Raw genomic sequence first — 17,580 nt, 5'->3', positions numbered from 1 at the left:
CGGCACCGTTCACGACCAAAAATCACGCCACCCGACAGTGCGTCACCACGGCCCTCTATCTCTAATAAGTGACACGAGTCACCCTCCGTAGCGCAGGCAATGAAGCCTCGATGGCTCGCAAGAAAGGGAGGCAATCCCGTGAGAGTCACCAACGGACTGCGGCTCATCGCGGCCACCGTCGCGATCGGACTGATCGCGACCGGCTGCGGAACCGGGCCTGCGGCCAACGCCGGTGGCGAGGTCATCCGTTTCGCGTTCGCCCCGGATCCGGTGTGGGACCTGCTGAAGCAGTCCGGAACGATCCAGAAGTGGGAGGCGGAGCACGGCGTGCGCATCGAGACCAGCACGACGTGGGACGAGTTCACCTACTTCGCGGGCGGGCACGGGGACATCGTGTCGATGTCCACTCAGGAGACCCCGGTCCTCGAGACCGAGACGAAGATCAAAACGGTCACGTTCGGCAAGTACAACTACCAGCGGGTGCCGTTGTTCCGCCGCGCGGGCGACCCCTACGAGACGCTCGCCGACATCCCGAAGGGATCGAAGATCTGCGTGTCCGGTCCCACCTCGAACACGGCGTTCTGGACGCTGGCCGCCAAGGAGATGCACGACCTCGACTACCGCGTCGGCGGCGGCGACTTCCAGCTCATCGTCAACGACCACTTCGTCAACCCGACCAATCTGCTCCGCGGTGACTGTGAGGCGGCGGCGATCATCCCCGAGGCCGCGGTGCCGCAGCTGCGCAAGGGCGAGCTGGAGATCATGTACGACGGGAAGCTGCCCTTCCAGCTCTACCAGGAGTTCGCGCCCGACAGCGACGGAGAGAAACACGTACTGGGCAACAACTTCGTCGCAACCGAGAAGTGGTTCAACGAGAACACCGACCTCGCCGTGGCGTTCCTGGAGCTGTGGCAGACGGGCATCGACATGTGGAAGGAACAGAAGGCGCAGACTGTCGCCCGGTTCCCGCAGCACTTCTCCGTCGAGTCCGATGAGGACATCGAGTACATCACCGAGTTCGTCAGCGGCGACAAGGACTGGTTCGTGGACAACGTGTTCCTCGACGAGGACTGGATCGCCTCGGAAACCGCGATCTGGGAGCTGATGAAGGACCTGAACCCCGACAACCACAACTACCTGGCAGCCGACGCTCCACAGCCGCGATTCGTCGCACTCGAGCCGACCAGCGACTGACCGAGCCGAACGACCCCATCGTCCGGACCCGAAGGAGAGACCGTGACGACCGCAGTAGCCCCCGTGTCCACTGACGGGCCGCGCCGGGTCAGCGAAGAGGAGCTGGCCAGGAGGGCGCGCAGACGACAACGGTTCAAGACCTGGTTCTGGCGACTGGCAGGCTACGCGTTCTTCCTCGGCCTGTGGGAGTTCGCGTCCGGCCGGTTCATGCCCGAGACCCTCCTGCCCGGCCCGTCCGCTGTGTTCGCCACCTTCGGCGACCTGTGGGCGACCGGGAAGGTACCCGACGCGTTCGCCACCACGCTCACCAGGATCGCGATCGGGTTCGCACTGGCGTTCGTGGTCGGTGTGCTCGTCGGCATGCTGATGCAGAACAGGTTTCTCGCCGGGTTCTTCCGGGACGCGGTCACCATCGGCGTCACCACCCCCGGCCTGATCTGGGCGCTGATCACCGCGATCATCTTCGGCAACCGTGAAGCCGGGCCGCTGATCGCGATCGTGCTGACCACATTCGCGATCATCACCGTCAACGTGTCCGAGGGCATCAAGACCCTGCCGACCGACCTGATCGACATGGCCCGCTCGTTCGGCGTCGGTGTGCTCAAACGCAACCGCCACATCGTGATCCCGCACCTGGCGCCGTTCGTCTTCACCGGCGTCCGGTTCGGGTTCTCCATGGCATGGAAGGTGACCGTGCTGACAGAGGTGTTCTCCTCATCCAGCGGCATCGGGTTCGAGATGCGGACGGCGACCCAGCTGTTCCGGCTACCCGAGTTCCTGACCTGGATACTCGCGTTCTACGTGCTGGCCCTGTTCCTGGAGAAGGTCGTCCTCGAGGTCATCGAGCGGCGCTTCTTCGCGTGGCGGAAGACGATCCGGTCATGAGGGCGCGGCGGTTCCTGACCGGCCCGCTGTCCGGCCGGCTCGCCTTTCCGTTGGTGTGCCTCGCGGTGTGGCTGCTGACCGTCGAGCTGGTCACGGCGGTCTGGCCGTTCGCGGTGGACGTCCTGCCGACGCCGTTGCAGGTCGGCGAGTTCATGTGGAACGAGCTGACCGGCGAGACACTCGCTCCACACAACGTGTACGAGACGTTCTGGATCTCCTTGCAGCGCCTGGGGATCGGCATGCTGATCGCGATGGTGATCGGCAGCGTGATCGGCCTCGGCATGGGTCTGTCCACATCGGTCAACGCGTTCTTCAACGACTGGGTGGTCGCGATCCTCGCAATGCCGAACCTGGCGTGGGCACTGTTCTGCAGCCTCGCCTTCGGCTTCGGCGACATCGGCCCGATAGTGACCGTCGTTCTGACCGCAGTGCCATACGTGATCATCAACGTCCGGGAGGGCGTGCGGAACACCCCGAGCGAGCTCTACGACATGGCCGACGCATTCGGAGTGCCCCGCGAGCGGACCATCCGGCACGTGCTCATCCCGTCGCTCATGCCGTTCCTGTTCGCCGCCGGCCGATACGCGTTCGCGCTCGGCTGGAAGGGCCTGGTGGTCGCCGAGGTGTTCGGCGGACAGGACGGCGCGGGCTGGACCATCAAGTTCTGGTACGACGCGCATCGCGCCTACGGTGTGGTCGGCTACGCACTGCTGTTCGTCATCTTCGCCCTGATCTTCGAGAAGCTCCTGTTCGACAAGCTGTCCGACCGGTTCTTCCGGTGGCGGCCCGCCACGTCCGGCGAGGTCGTCGAGGAGCAGTTCACCGCCGCCGACACCGTGGAGGAGTCCCGTCGTGGCTGACATCCTGGTTCAGAACCTGCACAAGGAGTTCGGCGCGGGCGCCGACAAGGTCGTCGCACTCGACGACGTGAGCCTGGACTTCGGCGGGCACGTCTTCGTGTCGGTCGTCGGCGCGTCCGGGTGCGGCAAGTCGACACTGCTGAACATCCTGTCCGGTATCGAGACGCCGACCAACGGGACGGTCTCCATCACCCAGGACGGCAGGCCTGCACGGGCGGGCTACGTGTTCCAGGCGGCGCGGCTGCTGCCGTGGCGGACCGTGCTGGACAACCTGCTGTTCGTCCAGGACGACCGGTCGGCCCAGACCCGTGAGCGCTGCCAGCGGTACCTGGAGATGGTGCAGCTCGGTGACAAGGCGAAGAAGTTCCCCGGCGAGCTGTCCGGCGGCATGCAGCAGCGCGTCGGCATCGCGCGTGCCTTCTCGACCGAGCCGGACGTGCTGTTCATGGACGAACCGTTCAGCCACCTCGACGCGATCACCGCCAGGGTGCTGCGCGCGGAGCTGCACGCCATGTGGCAGGCCACGGGCAAGACGGTGGTGTTCGTGACGCACGACGTGGGCGAGGCGGTCGAGCTGTCCAACCGGATCCTGGTGTTCGCCAAGGGCGGTCGGCTCGCCGAGGACGTCCCGGTCGATCTGCCGTTCCCGCGGGACGTCTCCGACTCCGACGTCGCGCTCGCGAAGGCCGACGTGTTCCGCACCTTCGAACGGATCGGCGCACTGAACCCGGCCTGACGGTGGTGGGCGCGACCGGGTCTCGGCCCGACCGCGCCCCACCGGTCAGACCGCGCGGTTGGCCAGGGTGCCGATCCCGTCGACGGTGATCTCGATGCGGTCGCCCGGCCGCACGTAGCGCGGTGGGTCGAAGCCGATGCCCACACCGGCGGGGGTTCCGGTGGCGATCACGTCACCTGGTTCGAGCGCGACCGCCGCCGAGATCGTCTCGATCAGCGTGGGGATGTCGAAGATCAGGTCGGCGACCGGTGCGGCCTGGCGCTGCTCGCCGTTCACGGTGGTACGGACCCACAGCGCGGTGACGTCCTCGATCTCGTCCCTGGTGACCACGCACGGGCCGATCGGGCAGTACGTCGCCGCGCTCTTGCCGACGAAGAACTGCACATGCCGCTTCTGCAACTCGCGGATCGTCATGTCGTTGACGATCGTGTAGCCGTACACGTGGTCCTCGGCGTCCTCGGCGGCGATCCGGGTCCCACCCGCGCCGATGACGACCGCGAGCTCACCCTCGTAGTCGCTGGTAGCTGTCCGGTCGGCGGAGACGTCGATGTCCTCGCCCGGTCCGATGACCGAGGACAGCGCCTTGGTGAAGATGATCGGCTGGTCGGGTAGCGCCTGCCGCTGGGAGGCGTCGAAGCCGCTGCCGGAGAACTCCGTGGCGTGGTCGACATAGTTCTTGCCGACGCACATGACATTGTTCCTCGGGCGGATCGGCGCCAGCAGGGTCACCTCGGCGGCGTGCAGCGCCGCGGTCACCTCGACGGCCCGTGCCAGCGCCGCCTTGCCCTGTCCGACGAATTCCACCATTGTTTCCGGCAGCCCCGGATCGGCGGCGAAATCGATGACAGCCCCGTCCGGGCGCAGTGCGCCGATTCCCGTGCGATTGTCGTGCCGGAAGGTCACCAGCTTCATTTCTCGTCCTTTCCGAGCGGCGGAATTCCGGCCCGCTCTGCCTCGGTGTTGAGGGCGTCCAGTACGGCGGTGGGAACGTCTACTCCGGCGCGGGCGCTTTCGGCAACCTGGCGTGCCGCCTCGTCACCGGGCAGCCGCAGCGGGCTGCCGTCACGGCTGCCGGAGGACCGCAGCAACTCCAGGTGCCGGGTCAGCTCGGCGAGCACGTCGCCCATCGGGCGGAACAGGTCCGCGCGGAACGCGATGAGTAGCTGGCCGGTGTTGGTCGGCGTGCGCGGGTCGAGGCGGTGGTCGAGGACCTCGTGGGCGAACGCGGCGCCGCCCAGCACCCCGGCGAGCAGGCCGATGGCGATCGTGAGCCCGGAACCCTTGTAACCGCCGATGGGCACGAGGAAGCCGTCGTCGGCCCGGTCCGGGTCGGTGATGGGCTGACCGTCGGCATCCACCACCCACCCGGGCGGCAACGGTGTCCCGGCCTGCCGCGCAACCTTGATCGTCCCGTGCGACGCGGCGGTCGTGGCGATGTCCAGCACGAACGGCGGCCCCCACTCGGTGGGGATCGCGATGGCGAGCGGATTGGGACCGAGCAGTGGCGTGGTCCCGCCCCACGGCGGCATCCCGTTCGCGTTGGCCACCGCCAGGTACAGCCCGACGAGACCGTGCCCGGCGACCATCGCCGGGTACAGCCCCGCCGCGCCGGCGTGGTTGGAGTTGACCGTGCCCACGACCGCGACACCGTTCGCGGCCGCCTTGGCAACGGCCACCTCGGTGGCCAGCGTCATGGCGACCTGCCCGAGCCCGTTGGCGCCGTCGACCTGCGCGGAGACCGGCGTCTCCCGCCGGACCGCGGGCTCGGCGCGCGGGTCGATACCACCGGCCCGCAGACGTTGCAGGTAGGGCGCGGCACGGATCAGTCCGTGCCCCGTGCGCCCGCGCTGATCCGCTTCGACGAGCCGCCGTGCCGTGGTCTCAGCGTGGCGGGCCGGCACGTCCGCGGCTCGGAACAATGCAGCGCAAAAAGACACAAGCTGGTCGCTGGAAAAGCGCATCAGAATGCCCTTCCATCAGTTTCGGAAATTGTCTCTAACACACCTGGTGGTGGCCGGGAGTAATATGCAGAATGGAGGTCATGACTGATGCGGAATCGCCTGCGGAATGGTGGCCGGAACTGGCGCCGGCAATAACGCCCACCGCTGCCACGAAACCACCGTTTCGGGTCGTCGACGTCCACACGCACCTGTCGGTACCTGCGGCAGGCGCCATCGCCGCGCCGTTCTTCCGGCCCGAACTGGAACCGCGCACGCTCTACTCGTCGCCGGAGACCCTGCGCTACAACCGGGAGTACCGCGCGAGCGACCGGCAGACCGGGCAGTTCGAGGACGCCGAGGTCCGGCTGTCCGACATGGACAGACAGGGCGTCGACACGCAAGTGCTCTCCGTGCCGCCGACGGAGTACTTCTACTGGCTCGACGAGGAGCACGCCCTGCGGGCGTGCCGGGTGCAGCACGAGCGGTTCGCCGAGGTGGTCGCGCGGTACCCGGACCGGTTCGCCGCGGTGGCGAACGTGCCGATGAACCACCCGGAGCTGGCCGTCGAGGTCATGCGGGAAGCACGGCGGGACTTCGGTTTCACCGGATTCGAGCTGAGCGCCGACGTCGTCGGGCTCGACCTGGACCACCCGCGGTTCGACGTGGTGTGGGAGGCGGCAGCCGAGCTGGGGATGGTCGCGATCATGCACCCGCAGGGCTTCACGCATGGGCAACGGATGACGGACTACTACCTGGTCAACGTCATGTGCATGCCGTTGGCGTCCACATTGGCCACCACGCGCATGATCCTCGGCGGCGTGTGGGAGCGACACCCCGGCCTGAAGATGATCGTCGTTCACGGCGGCGGCTACCTCCCGTTCTACTTCGCCCGCACCGACCACGCGTTCACGGTGCGTCCCGAGCTGCGCAAGCACATCAGCCGCCCGCCGAGCGACTACCTGCGCGAGCTGTACTTCGACACGAACGTCTTCGAGCCCGGCATGGTGCGCCACCTCGTCTCCGAGTTCGGCGCCGACCATGTGCTGCTGGGCACCGACTACCCGTTCGACATGGGCACCACCGACCCGCTCGGCTTCCTGGCACGGGCCGGACTCGGCGAGGACGAGGCGCGGCAGGTGCTGGGCGGTAACGCCGAACGGCTGCTCAGGCTCTGATCGCCACGGCCTCACCCCTCGCCGCCGACTCGTCGGCGGCGAGGTACACCTCCATGGTCACCCGCGCGAGCCGCGGGTCGACCATGACCGGCCGGTCGTAGGCGACCGCCTCCAGGAAGTGGGTGGTCTCCCGTTCCATGGGGCCGGCGTACACGTGGTCGACGTACTCCCCGGGCATCGTCGACAGCGGGAACCGCACCCCGTCGGCGACCGTGTTGAGCACGATGTCGCGGTGGCTCGCGTCGGCGAGGATCGCGCCGTCGGTGCCGAGCACCTCGATCCAGGTCGTGGACTGGTTCGGATACCCAGGCGGCAGCGACATACCCGCGCCGACGGTGACCACCACTCCGTCATCCATCGTCACGACGAGGTACTGGGTGTCGGGCGAACCGAGGGTTTCCCGGCGCACGCCCCACGCGTTCTGGGAGTAGACCCGTACCGGCCGCCGGTCGCCCAGACACCAGAACGCGAAGTCCAGGTCGTGGGTGGCTTCCATCGCGGCGGGCGACAGCGGGGTCCGCGCACTGATCTTGGCGCCGAGCGAGCGGGTGATGTGCCTGCTCAGCAGAATGCTGGTGACGGTGCCCAGCGTGCCGTCGTCGATCGCCCGCTTGATCATCGCCTGCTTGCTGTTGAACCGCTGCGAGTAGCCGATGGTGAACTTGAGGCGCTGCGACTCGGCGAGCGCGATCAGCTCGTCGGCCTCGGCCAGTGTGAGCGCGATCGGTTTCTCCAGCAGCACGTGCTTGCCTGCCTCGAGCGCGGCCTTCGCCATCGGGTAGTGCAGCGTCTCCGGCGTGGCCGACACCATGATCGCGTCGATCGCCGGGTTCGCGACCAGCTCCGTCCAGTCCTCAGTGGACTTCGCGGGCCCAGCCAGCTCGGCCACCTCGGCCAGCCGCTCCTGGCGGATATCGGCGAGGTGCAGCTCGCCCACCAGCGGGCTGCGTGCGGACGCCACCGCGCGGATCCCGCCACACCACCCGGTGCCGATGACGCCGACGCAGAGTGGACCGGTCATGGGTTCCCTCGCAGTTCTTCCGGGGCGACCGGCAGCGTGACGGGTTTGCCGATGCGGGCGGAGTAATCCATCGCCATGGTAAGCAGGAGGTTCGAATGTCCGTCCCGGACAGTCGCATGTGGAGTACGAACACCCGTGGAGAGCCGGGAGAACCAGGACATGGTCTCCTCCCGCATCGGCCCCCACAGCAGGCCGTCGGACAGGTCGCCCGGTGGATAACTGCCGACGAAGTCGACATGCCGCGGCGCAGGCGCCTCGAACCCCCGGCTGCGGTACCCGGCCGGCTGCGGGTACTCGGAGGCGACGATCACGTCGCGGTGGGTGTCCTCGATGTCGATCGCCCCTGCGGTGCCGACGATGCCGATCTCCAGCCCATAGACCGCACCGGGCCAGACCGACGGCAGGGCCCAGTTGATGTTCATGCTGAACAACGTGCCGTCGTCCATCGTGAAGATGCCGAACGTGCCGTCCTTCGTGCCCAGCTCGCCGAGCACGCGGTCGATCGAGCGGGCGTAGACCTCGACCGGGGTCCTGCCCTCCAGCAGCCACATGCTCATGTCAAGGCTGTGGGTGCCGGAGACGACCATCGGGGTGAGGTTCGCGGTGTCCTTCACCTTGCGCAGCGTCGCCTCTGGCACCATCCGGTTCATGAACGCCCGTGTGGTCACCGAGGTCACCGCACCGATCTGCCCATCCCGCAGGCGCTGCTTGACCGCGAGGAAGCGACGCCGGAACCGCTGCGTGTAGCCGACGACCGCGTCGACGCCGGCAGACTCGATCGCGGCGAGCACGTGCGCCGACTCGACCGGGTCGGTGGCGAGGGGCTTCTCGATGAACAGCGGGTGACCATGCTCGACCGCGCGCAGGATCGGGTCGACGTGCTGGCTCTCGTCGGTCGCGACGATCACTGCCGTCACCTCGGGGTGCCGCAACAGCTCGGCCGTGCCGGTGGTGGCGAAGTCAGCGCGAGTGTCGGCGGCGAGCTGCTTCAGCGTCGGCTCGTGGACGTCGCACAGACCGAGCCAGGTGACCGCCGGATACTCGCGCGCGAGCGCGGCACGGATGCGGCCGACGGTGCCGCAGCCGATGATCGCGAGCCCGATGCCCATCACCGCACCACCCCGAGGAGCCGGGCGGCGTTGCCGCCGGTGATCAGGTCGACCTGCCGCTGGTCCAACCCCGGCATGGCGCCGATCAGCGCCAGCGGATCGCCCTCGCCCATGTCGTACGGGTAGTCGGTACCGAGCAGGACGTGGTCCGCGCCGTACTTGTCGACCAGGTACCTCAGCTGGTCGGGCTCGAACACCATGGTGTCGAAGTAGAACTTGCGCAGGTAGCTGCTCGGCAGCTCGGGCACCCCTTGCCGGACGTCGTCCCTGGCGCGCCAGCCGTGGTCGATCCGGCCCGCGTAGGCAGGCAGGTAACCGCCGCCGTGCACGACGACCAGCTTCAGGTCGGGATGCCGTTCGAGGACACCGTCGAAGATCAGGTGCGCGGTGGCGAGCGTCGCCTCGAACGCGTGCCCGATGATGTTGACGAAGTTGTGGCCCTGCAACCGTTGCGGGTGTGTGTGGCCCTGGGTGTGGATGACGACGACGGCGCCGAGCCGCGCCACCTCCGCCCAGAACGGGTCGAGCCGCTCGGCCGAGATCTCCTCCCCCTCCACGTGGGTACCGATCTCGATGCCCCGCATGCCCAGTTCGGTGACGAGATAACGCAACTCCGTCACGGCGGCCTCGGTGTCCTGCAACGGGACCGTGCCGAGCGGGAGGAACCGGTCCGGGTGGGCGGAGGTCGCCTCGACCAGCTCCTCGTTCACGATCCGCGCGACCTTGGCGCCCAGCTCCGGATCGGCCCAGTAGTAGAACTGGTACACCGCGACGGCGACCGCCTGGATGTCCACCCCCATCCGGTCCATGTCCGCGAGCCGCACATCCAGCAGGTCCATCTTGGGTCTGATCGTCGCGAGCTGTCGCTCGTTCACCGCCCGCGTGACGGCGTCACCGTGCCCGAGCGCCACCTTGCCTGCGGCACGCGCAGCGTCCCGCATCAGCTCGGCGGCAGGCCCGCACTCGCGGTGACAGTGGATGTCGACGACGGGCCCGTCGTCGCGGCGCACTGTGGTCATCAGCGTCCTCCCTGGTCAGCCCGGCCACACACCGACGCTAGAGAGATCGACTGGGGGCAACAATGTGCCTTTCCGTCAGTTTCCGCCGCGCCGGATGCCAGCCGACGCGGTTCAGTGCAGGAGTTTCAGCCCCACCACACAGGCCACGATCCCGCCGAGGAGCAGGATCTTGGCTACCGATACGGCTTCCGCTCCTGACCACATGCCATAGGCGACGGTCAGGCAGGCCCCAATCCCCACCCACACCGCGTATGCGGTGCCGGTTGGCAGCTCCCGCATCGCGTAGGCCAGACCCAGCATGCTGGCGATGAGCGCGACACCGAACACCAGCGATGGAACCAACCGGGAAAGCCCCGCGGACTTGCCCAGTGCAGTGGCCCATACGGCTTCCAGAACACCCGACACGACAAGAACTGCCCACGACATGATGTGCACCTCAAGCGCCGTCTTGTCGCTGACCGGGTACGGCACATCCTCGTCCGGGGTTCCTCTACGGAGGTACCTGGGTCCGATTATGGCACATCGCCGCGCGGCTTCCAGAAGTATCCTATTAGGACAAATAGTCGGCCTGCCCTGTCCGGTTGCTGCCAGCCCGACCGTAAGCTCGCCCATCCGGTCGATACTGTGAGCATGACTACGTCTCAGAACGGCGCCAGGCGGCGGGAGCAGGCGCGCGCCCGGGGATGGCTGTTCTCGCTGGCCTCGATCCTCCTCTGGGAGGCCGTGCTCACGCTGGTCGTCCTCGTGGCCGCCGGTCCTCCTGACCCGGATGGGCTCTACTACTCGTTTGGCCCCGCGCTTGTCATCGTCGCCCTGTTCGGCACTCCGCTGACCTACCTGGTCGGCTGGCGTCGTCCGCGGCCGTTCTATCAGCTGGTGTTGTTCGCGCTGCCGGTCTTCCTGATCTGCCTGGGACTCACCCAGTACGCGTGACGGCCTCCGCCGCATGGGCGGAGGCCGTCATCGGAGACCGTCACCCCATAGCGACGTGGCTGCCGGGGGCCGGTGCGGCCGGCCGCAGCCAGGCGTTGACGTCGGGGCGGAACAGGTGAACGATCACGAGCACCGCCAGGGAGATCCCGACGATGCCTTGGGGGGACCCCTGGACAAGCGCCACGACGCCACTGATCACTGTGAGCACCTCGAGCACCGTCACCACAGCCCTCGCCCCTGGCACACGCCGGCCCAGCAGCACCGCGGACACGATCACGACCACAGCGATGGCCAGCGATCCGTAACCCAGTAGGTACTGCAGCAGCGCCGCGGAGCGTCCGTGCTCGGCGGCCTCCGCCGCGAAGTACACCAGCATGACTCCGGTGGCGACGTTGGAAAGCACCTGAAGCGTCAGGATTCCCAGCGAGATCTTCAACGAGAACGGCATCCGCGGTCGCTGTGTGGTCTGTTCCATGTCTCAAGTCCTTCAGCTCGTGTGTCCGGTTGGTTCCACGATGCTGGGCGGCGGATGAGGTTTTGATGACACGTCGCGGTCGTGCGCTGCGCTAACCTCGCCCGGGTGCGCGTACTGGTGGCGGAGGACGACGAGAACCTGAGGGTCGCGGTAGAGGCGGCCCTGCGGGGCGCGGGGCTCGCCGTCGACACGGCCGCCGATCTTCCGGAGGCCGACGAGGCGCTCGGCGTCAACACCTACGACTGCGTGGTCTTCGACCGGATGCTGCCAGCCGGCGACGCGCTGCCCTACGTCGAGCACCGCAGGCAGGCGGGCTGGGCGGTGCCGGTTCTCTTCCTCACCGCACGTGACACGGTGCGCGACCGCATAGCCGGGCTCGCGTGGGCCGACGACTATCTGGTCAAGCCATTCGCGGTGCCGGAGCTCGTCGTCAGGGTGCGCAGCCTGTGCCGCCGAGGTGGCCTGCCCGCCCCGCCGCTGCTGCGGTGGCGGGATCTCGAGCTCGACGTCGGCCGGCACGAGGCCCGGCGCGGCGGCACCGGACTACGCCTGACTCGAAAGGAGTTCATCGTCCTCGAACGGCTCGTCGCCGCGGCGGGCGGCGCGGTGAGCAGGGCCGAGCTGATCGCCGCCGCCTGGGACGAGTTCGTGCCGCCGGCGTCGAACGTGCTGGACGTACTGATCACCCAGCTGCGACGGAAACTGGGCCCGCCGCCTGTGCTGCACACCGTGCGCGGCGTCGGGTACCTCCTGGGGGATCCGGCGGCACGCGCTCAGAACCGCTGACCGCTCTCGATAGCGGCGAGCACGTCGTCGGCGGTGAGCCTGCGCAGCTCGGCGGCGTCCGGTATCCGGCCGAGCCGGCGCAGCCGCCCGGACTGTTCCTTACGGATCGACTCGAACAACCGCCGCGCGTCACGGGCGTTACCGAAGCCCGGTTCGCCGGAGATCCGGCCGAAGTAGGCGGCGAGTGCGGGTTCGGACCGCGGGGCCAGCTCGTAGTCGCCGGCCGTCACCATCCGGCCGATGATGCCGACCAGTTCGTCCGGGCGGTAGTCCTCGAATTCGACGGTCTTCGCGAACCGTGACGACAGCCCAGGATTGGCCGCGAGGAACTGGCGCATCTCCACCGTGTACCCCGCGACGATCACCGCGATCTCCTCGCGATGGTCCTCCATCAGCTTCACCAGCGTGTCGATGGCCTCCTGGCCGAAGTCGCCGCCGGAGCCCGACTGCCGGGCCAGCGTGTACGCCTCGTCGATGAACAGAACGCCGCCAAGTGCCTGCTCGAACACCCCGGCGGTCTTCTCGGCCGTGTGGCCGATGTACTGCCCGACCAGGTCGCGTCGCGACACCTCGCGGAACTCGCCGCGGGGCAGCACACCGAGCTCACGCAGGAGCTTGCCGTAGGTGCGTGCCACCGTCGTCTTACCTGTGCCAGGCGCACCGGCGAAGATCAGGTGATGGCTGAGCGTTCCGGTCGCCAGCCCCGCTTGCGCGCGCCACGAGTTCACCTGGATCTCGTCGACCAGCGCACGTACCTCGGTCTTCACGCCGGGCAGCCCCACCATGCCGGTCAGCTCCGCGAGCAGGCCTTCGAGCGGTCCGGAACCGTTGGCGGCGCCGCTGGGGCCGACCACGACCTTCGCCGTCGCCGTGGCGGCGAGCCGGATGGCCGGCTCGGCGGTGCCGGTGACGTCGCATGCCTCGATCGTGCCTCCACAGTGGGGCCCCACATCGATGCCGACGCCGAGCGCGTCGCTGACGGACAGGTGACGCAGCACGGGCGCTCCGCGATGCGCCACCGCGATCCCGGACTGGCTCGTACGGGACACCCGGCAGTTCTCCACAACCGGGCGCGCGTGCTGGTAGATGTAGAAACCGCGCTGGCCGCAACCGGCGACCGTGCACGACCGGATCACGGGGTCGGCGCCGAGTCCGACGATCACGCCGTCCGCGGCGATGTCGCCGATCGTGACGTTCTCGACGACCCCAGAAGTGCCTTCCAGCACCAGCCCGTGTTCGGCTCCCGTGATGGTGACGTCCTTAATGGACAGCGGTCCCGGCCCGCGGACCGCCACCCCCGGCCCGCGCTCGGCGCGCACCGTGCAGCTGGACAGGATCAGCTCCGCGTTCTCAACCTGGATGGCCGCCGCGTCGCCCGCGCGCACCGTGAGGCCGTGCAACGCCAGCACGCCCCCACGGGCACGCAGCACGGGCACGTCGGCGCCGCTGCCGTCGAGGACCACCTCCGCGCCCGCGGCCGCGCGCAGGGTGAGGCTGCGGTCGAGCAGCTCGAGCGTCTCGGCGTACGTGCCCGCCGAGATGGACACACAAGCGCCGTCCGGCGCGCCGAGCACCGCGTCGCCGACGGTGGAGTAGGCGCCGTGCCCGCCGGGATCGACCAGGATGGTACGCCCAGTGGGCAGGGCCTTGCCCGTCGCGGTTTCAGTCATCGGCCTCCCCTTCCAGCCAGCCGCGGTCGGCGGCCTTGGCTCCTGCCTGGAACCGGCTGCGCGCACCGAGCCGGTCCATCAGGCTCGACACCATGCGGCGCACGGTGCGCACCGAAACGCCGAGCGCGGCCGCCGCGGACTCATCCGTACAGCCCGTCGACAGCAGCGAGAGCAGGTCCCGGTCCCGCCCGTCCAGCCCGGCCGGCCGTGGCCGCGGGTTCGCGGCCAGTGGCACGGCCGACGGCCACAGGCACTCGACGAGCTCGGTGATCGTCCCGACGACGCTCGGCAGCCTGAACACGGCGACGTCGTCGTGTCCGCCCTGCCGTTCGACGGGCACGATGGCGAATGCGCGATCGACGACCAGCGCCTCGACGGGAACAGCGGGCATCGTACGGATCTCCGCGCCGTCCTGCGCGAGTTGCGCGAGGCGATGCGCGACCCCGGCCGCGATCCGCGCCTGGTCGGGGAGCAGCATCCGGTACCGGACGCCGCGCCGCAGGTTGGCGTGGTCAATCCGGCGGAACGCCGCCACCGGATCGCCGGGTGCCCCGGACAGCGAGCTGACGACGAGCACCTCCCGCTGGGCGGCGGCCAGCTTCGCCGTCACCCGCGCATGCCGTGACACCGGCTGGCACGACGCGTGCCCCTGGAGGACCGCGAGCCGCGGTGGCGCCTCGCGCAGTTCAGGCGGCGACTGGGTCATCACGGGTTTCCTCCGATCGGCAACGACGCGGCGACCGCCGCGGCGTGTTGGTTGTCCATCCGCTCGAGGCGGATCCCGGGTGGCGGCGTCCGCAGCAGCCACCCGGTCGCCACGTCGACGGCCGCGTCGGTTGTCGCGGCCACGCGAACCACCGCGGCGTACTCGGGCACGGTGACCGAAACGGTGCAGGCAGTCCCGGGGACGGCCGCGAGCACGCGGTGCAGCAGGTGCACGCGGGCCATTGGTGAGCGCGGTCCGAGGCCGGAAAGGCGAATGCCGGCCTGCGCGATCGGCCCTGCGCGCCAGTACCGCCTGTCCTCGCGGATCGCTCCCCTGCCCGGCCCAGTGTGGGTCAGCGCCGCGAGGGTCGCGAGCACCTCGCGCTCGGTCAACGCGGTCAGTGTCCCGACCGCGATGCCCGTGCCTCTGATCCTGCGGTGCAGTTTGCGCACGGCGTTGCTCACGGCGACGAGCAGCTCCGCGTCATCCGCGAAACCCGGTTCGCGCAACGCCCTGACGACCAGCCACGCGCGGGCCTGGTCTGTCTGTTGTGGACCGCGGTGCACCACGAGCTGGAACCGGAGGGCAGGCTGTCCCGGCTCAGTCGCGCCGGTGGTGTCAGCGAGCGCGACGCCCGACAACGCGAACTCGGCGAGCGCGGCGGCACCCACATCGGCGGGCCTCAGCACGGCGACGAGCTCCTCGGCGCGGCTGACGACACCCGAGGGCGTTCCGGCGAGTACCGCGGTGCGCGCACTTGCCCCTCGGGCCAGAATCCGGAGCAGCATGCGCGCGCCGTCGGCGCCGGGCAGGTCACGCTCGCGACGGCGCAGCACCAGTAGCACCCGCTGCGCGAGCTCGTCGGACAGCCACTGTCCGCGCACGCGCACCGCCGTGCACGCCAGCAGCGCCACCGCCGCCGGCACGAGGACGGTGACCACCGGCCACGGCCTGCCGACCGCGAGGAACACGAGCACGAGGGCGAGCTGCCAGCAGACGATGCGGAGCACCGGAAGGTCGAGCGGTTCCCGGCGCGGCGGCCGCTCGCCCGGTGGCGATACGGGCAGCGCCTGCCCTGCCTGCTGGGCATGTTGCACCGGGAAGGGCGCCGTGGCGGCTTCCGGACGGTCCTGAACTGCCGCGGCCGGCCGCGCGACCGGTCGTCGCTGCGCGGTGGCATGGACCGCGGCGGCGACAGTGGCGACCGGTCGCTCCACGGCGCGCGTCTTACCCGTCGCGACGGGCTCCGGTCTCGTCTGACCGCCCGCCGCGGCGAGGTCCTGTTGTTCCCGCACGGTCATCGCCGGTCCCTTCACGCCACTCGCGCAGTGGGTTCGGGCAGGCTCGCCGGCGCGCACGTCCGGCATCGCGCGGCGGAGTGGCTCACGAGCCGGTGGCGGCCATATCGACCAACCGCGCGCGCGTCGAGCAGGCTCACATCGACGAGCGCCTCCAGCACGAGCCGCGCGGCCCCAGGCGCACGACCGAGCACTCGGGCGGCGGCGGCGAGGTCGAACTCGGCGGGCAGGCCGCCGAGCGCGGTCAGCGCCGACCGCTGCTCGCCGGGCAGGCCCTGGACAGTCACGGCCAAGGCCCGCCGGTAGCCGCTCGCGCACGCGAGTACCTGGCACGGGCCACCGCCGAGTTCCTCGGCCAGCGACCGCACCGACCACAACGGACGCGTGGCGAGCCGGTCCGCGACATCCCGGATCACCGCGGGAATCCCGCCGAAGCACCGCACGAGCGTCTCGATCGGTCCGCCCTCCACTTCTACGGCGCCCGCGACCGTCCGCTCCTCCACGGCCGCGCGGAACATCGTCATCGCGTCGGCCTGCGCGAGCGGGCCGAGCGCGATCCGCACCGCGCCGTCGACGTGCCAGTCGCGGTGACGGGTGGTGACGAGCGTCAGGCTGCCGGAGCCCGCGGGCAACAGCGGCGCGACCTGGCCGAGCCCGTCGGCGTCATCCAGCACCAGCAGCACGCGCCGGCGTGCGAGCTGGGACCGCCACAGTGCGGCGCGCTCGGCCAGCGTGTCCGGGACGAATGGGTCGGCGACGCCGACGCGGTGCAGCAGGCGGGCAAGGAGGTCCGCGGGGGCGAGGCCGTGCAGGTCGAGGAAGAACTGACCGTCAGGGAACGCGTCGGCGAGCCCGTGGGCGGCATGCACCGCGAGCGCGGTCTTGCCCACGCCGGGCATACCGTCCACGAGCACCACTCCCCCGCGGACTCGCCGGACGGCCGCGAGCTCCATGGTGCGTGCCACGAACCGGCCTGCGCCACGCGGCAGCTCGCGTCGCGGCTCGGTGATCGCGGTGGCTACGCCGGCCTCACCGAGTACCTCGCGGTACGCCGCGGCGAGCTCGCGGCCCGGGCAGACGCCGAGCTCCGTCGCCAGTACGTGCCTGGCGCGGGAATAGGCACGCAACGCCTCCGTGCGCCTGCCCTGCGCGTGCAGCGCGCACACCACGCCGGCCCACGCCCCCTCACGCAGCGGATCGTCGTCGATGAGCGCGGTCAAGGTGCGTATCGCCTCGTCGGTGCGGCCAAGCGCGAGCTGCGCCGCCCCGAGGTCCTCCCGCAACCGGCCGTGCAGCTCAATGAGCCTGCCCGACTCGTCCTCGGCACTCGGCACACCTTCGTACGGGCGACCACGCCACAACTCCAGCGCCGCGCCGAGCTCGTCGATCGCGGTGGCGAACTCGCCCTCGTCCGCCGCCGCGCGCGCCCGCGCGGCATGCTCGGCGACGCGGCTCGCGTCGAGCTCCCCTGGCAGCACCCGCAGCCGGTAGCGGCCAGGCGCGCTCTCGATGCGCGGCCGGCCGCCGTCCGCGGACAGCAGACGCCGCAGCTGCCACACGTAGGTCTTCAGGTTGGCTTCGGCGGAGGCGGGCGCGACCGCTTCGTGCCATGTTGCGTCTATCAGCGTGGCACTCGTGACCCACGCGTTAGGGTGCTGCAACAGCGTCGCCAGCACGGTCGTGGCCTTGCCACGGCCGAGCCGGTGGACGTCCCCGTCACGGCCGTGCACCTCCAACGGCCCCAGAACATGGAAGAACATGCGACCGACGATC

At 69.6% G+C, this 17,580-nt stretch carries 18 protein-coding genes and 1 riboswitch; of the genes, 7 read left to right on the top strand and 11 right to left on the bottom strand.

Annotated features, from left to right (window positions below):
- The first annotated feature begins 138 nt into the window (after positions 1 to 138).
- The 4 genes from ABZ863_RS09475 to ABZ863_RS09460 are packed head-to-tail and all read left to right on the top strand — an operon-like array spanning position 139 to position 3,675.
- Positions 139 to 1,194: a hypothetical protein gene (locus ABZ863_RS09475; protein ID WP_358532976.1), complete on the top strand. Its 1,056-nt coding sequence runs from the start codon at positions 139 to 141 to the stop codon at positions 1,192 to 1,194.
- 42 nt (positions 1,195 to 1,236) lie between these two features.
- Complete coding sequence (locus ABZ863_RS09470) at positions 1,237 to 2,079, top strand: ABC transporter permease (RefSeq protein WP_358532973.1); 843 nt, start codon at positions 1,237 to 1,239, stop codon at positions 2,077 to 2,079.
- The gene (locus tag ABZ863_RS09465) at positions 2,076 to 2,939 is read left to right on the top strand and encodes an ABC transporter permease (protein WP_358532968.1); all 864 of its coding nucleotides are present in this window, start codon (positions 2,076 to 2,078) and stop codon (positions 2,937 to 2,939) included. The genes ABZ863_RS09470 and ABZ863_RS09465 overlap by 4 nt, the downstream gene beginning before the upstream one ends.
- Complete coding sequence (locus ABZ863_RS09460; protein ID WP_358532965.1) at positions 2,932 to 3,675, top strand: ABC transporter ATP-binding protein; 744 nt, start codon at positions 2,932 to 2,934, stop codon at positions 3,673 to 3,675. Before ABZ863_RS09465 ends, ABZ863_RS09460 begins: the two co-directional genes overlap by 8 nt.
- A 45-nt stretch (positions 3,676 to 3,720) precedes the next feature.
- On the opposite strand, the gene ABZ863_RS09455 is transcribed toward ABZ863_RS09460, so the two are convergent.
- Both ABZ863_RS09455 and ABZ863_RS09450 read right to left on the bottom strand, forming a co-directional pair.
- Positions 3,721 to 4,587 (bottom strand): fumarylacetoacetate hydrolase family protein, encoded by an 867-nt coding sequence (locus ABZ863_RS09455; protein WP_358532963.1) that lies wholly within the window; start codon positions 4,585 to 4,587, stop codon positions 3,721 to 3,723.
- The gene (locus tag ABZ863_RS09450) at positions 4,584 to 5,636 is read right to left on the bottom strand and encodes an Ldh family oxidoreductase (RefSeq protein ID WP_358532961.1); all 1,053 of its coding nucleotides are present in this window, start codon (positions 5,634 to 5,636) and stop codon (positions 4,584 to 4,586) included. Before ABZ863_RS09450 ends, ABZ863_RS09455 begins: the two co-directional genes overlap by 4 nt.
- Before the next feature lie 80 nt (positions 5,637 to 5,716).
- Here ABZ863_RS09450 and ABZ863_RS09445 point away from each other — a divergent pair, with 80 nt between their 5' ends.
- Entirely contained in the window at positions 5,717 to 6,790 is a 1,074-nt protein-coding gene (locus ABZ863_RS09445) for an amidohydrolase family protein (protein WP_358532958.1), read from the top strand.
- Here the strand turns inward: ABZ863_RS09445 and ABZ863_RS09440 are convergent.
- The 4 genes from ABZ863_RS09440 to ABZ863_RS09425 all read right to left on the bottom strand — a co-directional run bounded on the left by ABZ863_RS09440 (position 6,780) and on the right by ABZ863_RS09425 (position 10,365).
- A complete protein-coding gene (locus ABZ863_RS09440) occupies positions 6,780 to 7,811 on the bottom strand; it encodes a Gfo/Idh/MocA family oxidoreductase (protein ID WP_358532956.1) in 1,032 nt (343 codons plus the stop codon). The genes ABZ863_RS09445 and ABZ863_RS09440 overlap by 11 nt on opposite strands.
- Positions 7,808 to 8,920: a Gfo/Idh/MocA family oxidoreductase gene (locus tag ABZ863_RS09435; protein ID WP_358532954.1), complete on the bottom strand. Its 1,113-nt coding sequence runs from the start codon at positions 8,918 to 8,920 to the stop codon at positions 7,808 to 7,810. The genes ABZ863_RS09440 and ABZ863_RS09435 overlap by 4 nt, the downstream gene beginning before the upstream one ends.
- Entirely contained in the window at positions 8,920 to 9,939 is a 1,020-nt protein-coding gene (locus ABZ863_RS09430) for an amidohydrolase family protein (RefSeq protein ID WP_358532951.1), read from the bottom strand. The genes ABZ863_RS09435 and ABZ863_RS09430 overlap by 1 nt, the downstream gene beginning before the upstream one ends.
- 111 nt (positions 9,940 to 10,050) lie before the next feature.
- Entirely contained in the window at positions 10,051 to 10,365 is a 315-nt protein-coding gene (locus ABZ863_RS09425) for an SMR family transporter (protein WP_358532948.1), read from the bottom strand.
- An 11-nt stretch (positions 10,366 to 10,376) separates the two neighbouring features.
- A riboswitch (guanidine-III (ykkC-III) riboswitch) is annotated at positions 10,377 to 10,443 on the bottom strand.
- 126 nt (positions 10,444 to 10,569) lie between these two features.
- Here ABZ863_RS09425 and ABZ863_RS09420 point away from each other — a divergent pair.
- Complete coding sequence (locus tag ABZ863_RS09420; protein WP_358532945.1) at positions 10,570 to 10,872, top strand: hypothetical protein; 303 nt, start codon at positions 10,570 to 10,572, stop codon at positions 10,870 to 10,872.
- Positions 10,873 to 10,912: 40 nt separating this feature from the next.
- Here ABZ863_RS09420 and ABZ863_RS09415 read toward each other — a convergent pair whose 3' ends face one another.
- Positions 10,913 to 11,347 carry a hypothetical protein gene (locus ABZ863_RS09415; RefSeq protein ID WP_358532942.1) on the bottom strand — a complete coding sequence of 145 codons (435 nt, stop codon included), beginning with the start codon at positions 11,345 to 11,347 and terminating at the stop codon, positions 10,913 to 10,915.
- A 105-nt stretch (positions 11,348 to 11,452) separates the two neighbouring features.
- Here ABZ863_RS09415 and ABZ863_RS09410 point away from each other — a divergent pair, with 105 nt between their 5' ends.
- Positions 11,453 to 12,133 (top strand): response regulator transcription factor, encoded by a 681-nt coding sequence (locus ABZ863_RS09410; RefSeq protein WP_358532939.1) that lies wholly within the window; start codon positions 11,453 to 11,455, stop codon positions 12,131 to 12,133.
- Here the strand turns inward: ABZ863_RS09410 and ABZ863_RS09405 are convergent.
- The 4 genes from ABZ863_RS09405 to ABZ863_RS09390 are packed head-to-tail and all read right to left on the bottom strand — an operon-like array spanning position 12,121 to position 17,567.
- Positions 12,121 to 13,803, bottom strand: coding sequence for a right-handed parallel beta-helix repeat-containing protein (locus ABZ863_RS09405; RefSeq protein WP_358532936.1), 1,683 nt, complete (start codon positions 13,801 to 13,803; stop codon positions 12,121 to 12,123). The genes ABZ863_RS09410 and ABZ863_RS09405 overlap by 13 nt on opposite strands.
- Positions 13,796 to 14,509: a helix-turn-helix transcriptional regulator gene (locus ABZ863_RS09400; protein ID WP_358532933.1), complete on the bottom strand. Its 714-nt coding sequence runs from the start codon at positions 14,507 to 14,509 to the stop codon at positions 13,796 to 13,798. The genes ABZ863_RS09405 and ABZ863_RS09400 overlap by 8 nt, the downstream gene beginning before the upstream one ends.
- On the bottom strand, positions 14,509 to 15,810 hold the full coding sequence (locus tag ABZ863_RS09395) for a hypothetical protein (RefSeq protein ID WP_358532930.1): 1,302 nt from the start codon (positions 15,808 to 15,810) through the stop codon (positions 14,509 to 14,511). The genes ABZ863_RS09400 and ABZ863_RS09395 overlap by 1 nt, the downstream gene beginning before the upstream one ends.
- Before the next feature lie 11 nt (positions 15,811 to 15,821).
- Positions 15,822 to 17,567, bottom strand: a complete 1,746-nt coding sequence (locus ABZ863_RS09390) for a transcriptional regulator (RefSeq protein WP_358532927.1) — start codon at positions 17,565 to 17,567, stop codon at positions 15,822 to 15,824.
- Positions 17,568 to 17,580: the final 13 nt, after the last annotated feature.

This window comes from Saccharomonospora sp. NPDC046836 (genome assembly GCF_040645195.1).
Classification (GTDB): Bacteria; Actinomycetota; Actinomycetes; order Mycobacteriales; family Pseudonocardiaceae; genus Prauserella_A.
This window is presented reverse-complemented; position numbering and strand designations above follow the sequence as displayed.

Bases quoted from the DNA above. Each gene is read 5' to 3' on its own strand.
- ABZ863_RS09465 (WP_358532968.1), top strand. From the start codon at position 2,076: ATGAGGGCGCGGCGGTTCCTGACCGGCCCGCTGTCCGGCCGGCTCGCC.
- ABZ863_RS09455 (WP_358532963.1), bottom strand. From the start codon at position 4,587: ATGAAGCTGGTGACCTTCCGGCACGACAATCGCACGGGAATCGGCGCA.
- ABZ863_RS09450 (WP_358532961.1), bottom strand. From the start codon at position 5,636: ATGCGCTTTTCCAGCGACCAGCTTGTGTCTTTTTGCGCTGCATTGTTC.
- ABZ863_RS09445 (WP_358532958.1), top strand. From the start codon at position 5,717: ATGACTGATGCGGAATCGCCTGCGGAATGGTGGCCGGAACTGGCGCCG.
- ABZ863_RS09440 (WP_358532956.1), bottom strand. From the start codon at position 7,811: ATGACCGGTCCACTCTGCGTCGGCGTCATCGGCACCGGGTGGTGTGGC.
- ABZ863_RS09435 (WP_358532954.1), bottom strand. From the start codon at position 8,920: ATGGGCATCGGGCTCGCGATCATCGGCTGCGGCACCGTCGGCCGCATC.
- ABZ863_RS09430 (WP_358532951.1), bottom strand. From the start codon at position 9,939: ATGACCACAGTGCGCCGCGACGACGGGCCCGTCGTCGACATCCACTGT.
- ABZ863_RS09425 (WP_358532948.1), bottom strand. From the start codon at position 10,365: ATGTCGTGGGCAGTTCTTGTCGTGTCGGGTGTTCTGGAAGCCGTATGG.
- ABZ863_RS09420 (WP_358532945.1), top strand. From the start codon at position 10,570: ATGACTACGTCTCAGAACGGCGCCAGGCGGCGGGAGCAGGCGCGCGCC.
- ABZ863_RS09415 (WP_358532942.1), bottom strand. From the start codon at position 11,347: ATGGAACAGACCACACAGCGACCGCGGATGCCGTTCTCGTTGAAGATC.
- ABZ863_RS09405 (WP_358532936.1), bottom strand. From the start codon at position 13,803: ATGACTGAAACCGCGACGGGCAAGGCCCTGCCCACTGGGCGTACCATC.
- ABZ863_RS09400 (WP_358532933.1), bottom strand. From the start codon at position 14,509: ATGACCCAGTCGCCGCCTGAACTGCGCGAGGCGCCACCGCGGCTCGCG.
- ABZ863_RS09395 (WP_358532930.1), bottom strand. From the start codon at position 15,810: ATGACCGTGCGGGAACAACAGGACCTCGCCGCGGCGGGCGGTCAGACG.
- ABZ863_RS09390 (WP_358532927.1), bottom strand. From the start codon at position 17,567: ATGTTCTTCCATGTTCTGGGGCCGTTGGAGGTGCACGGCCGTGACGGG.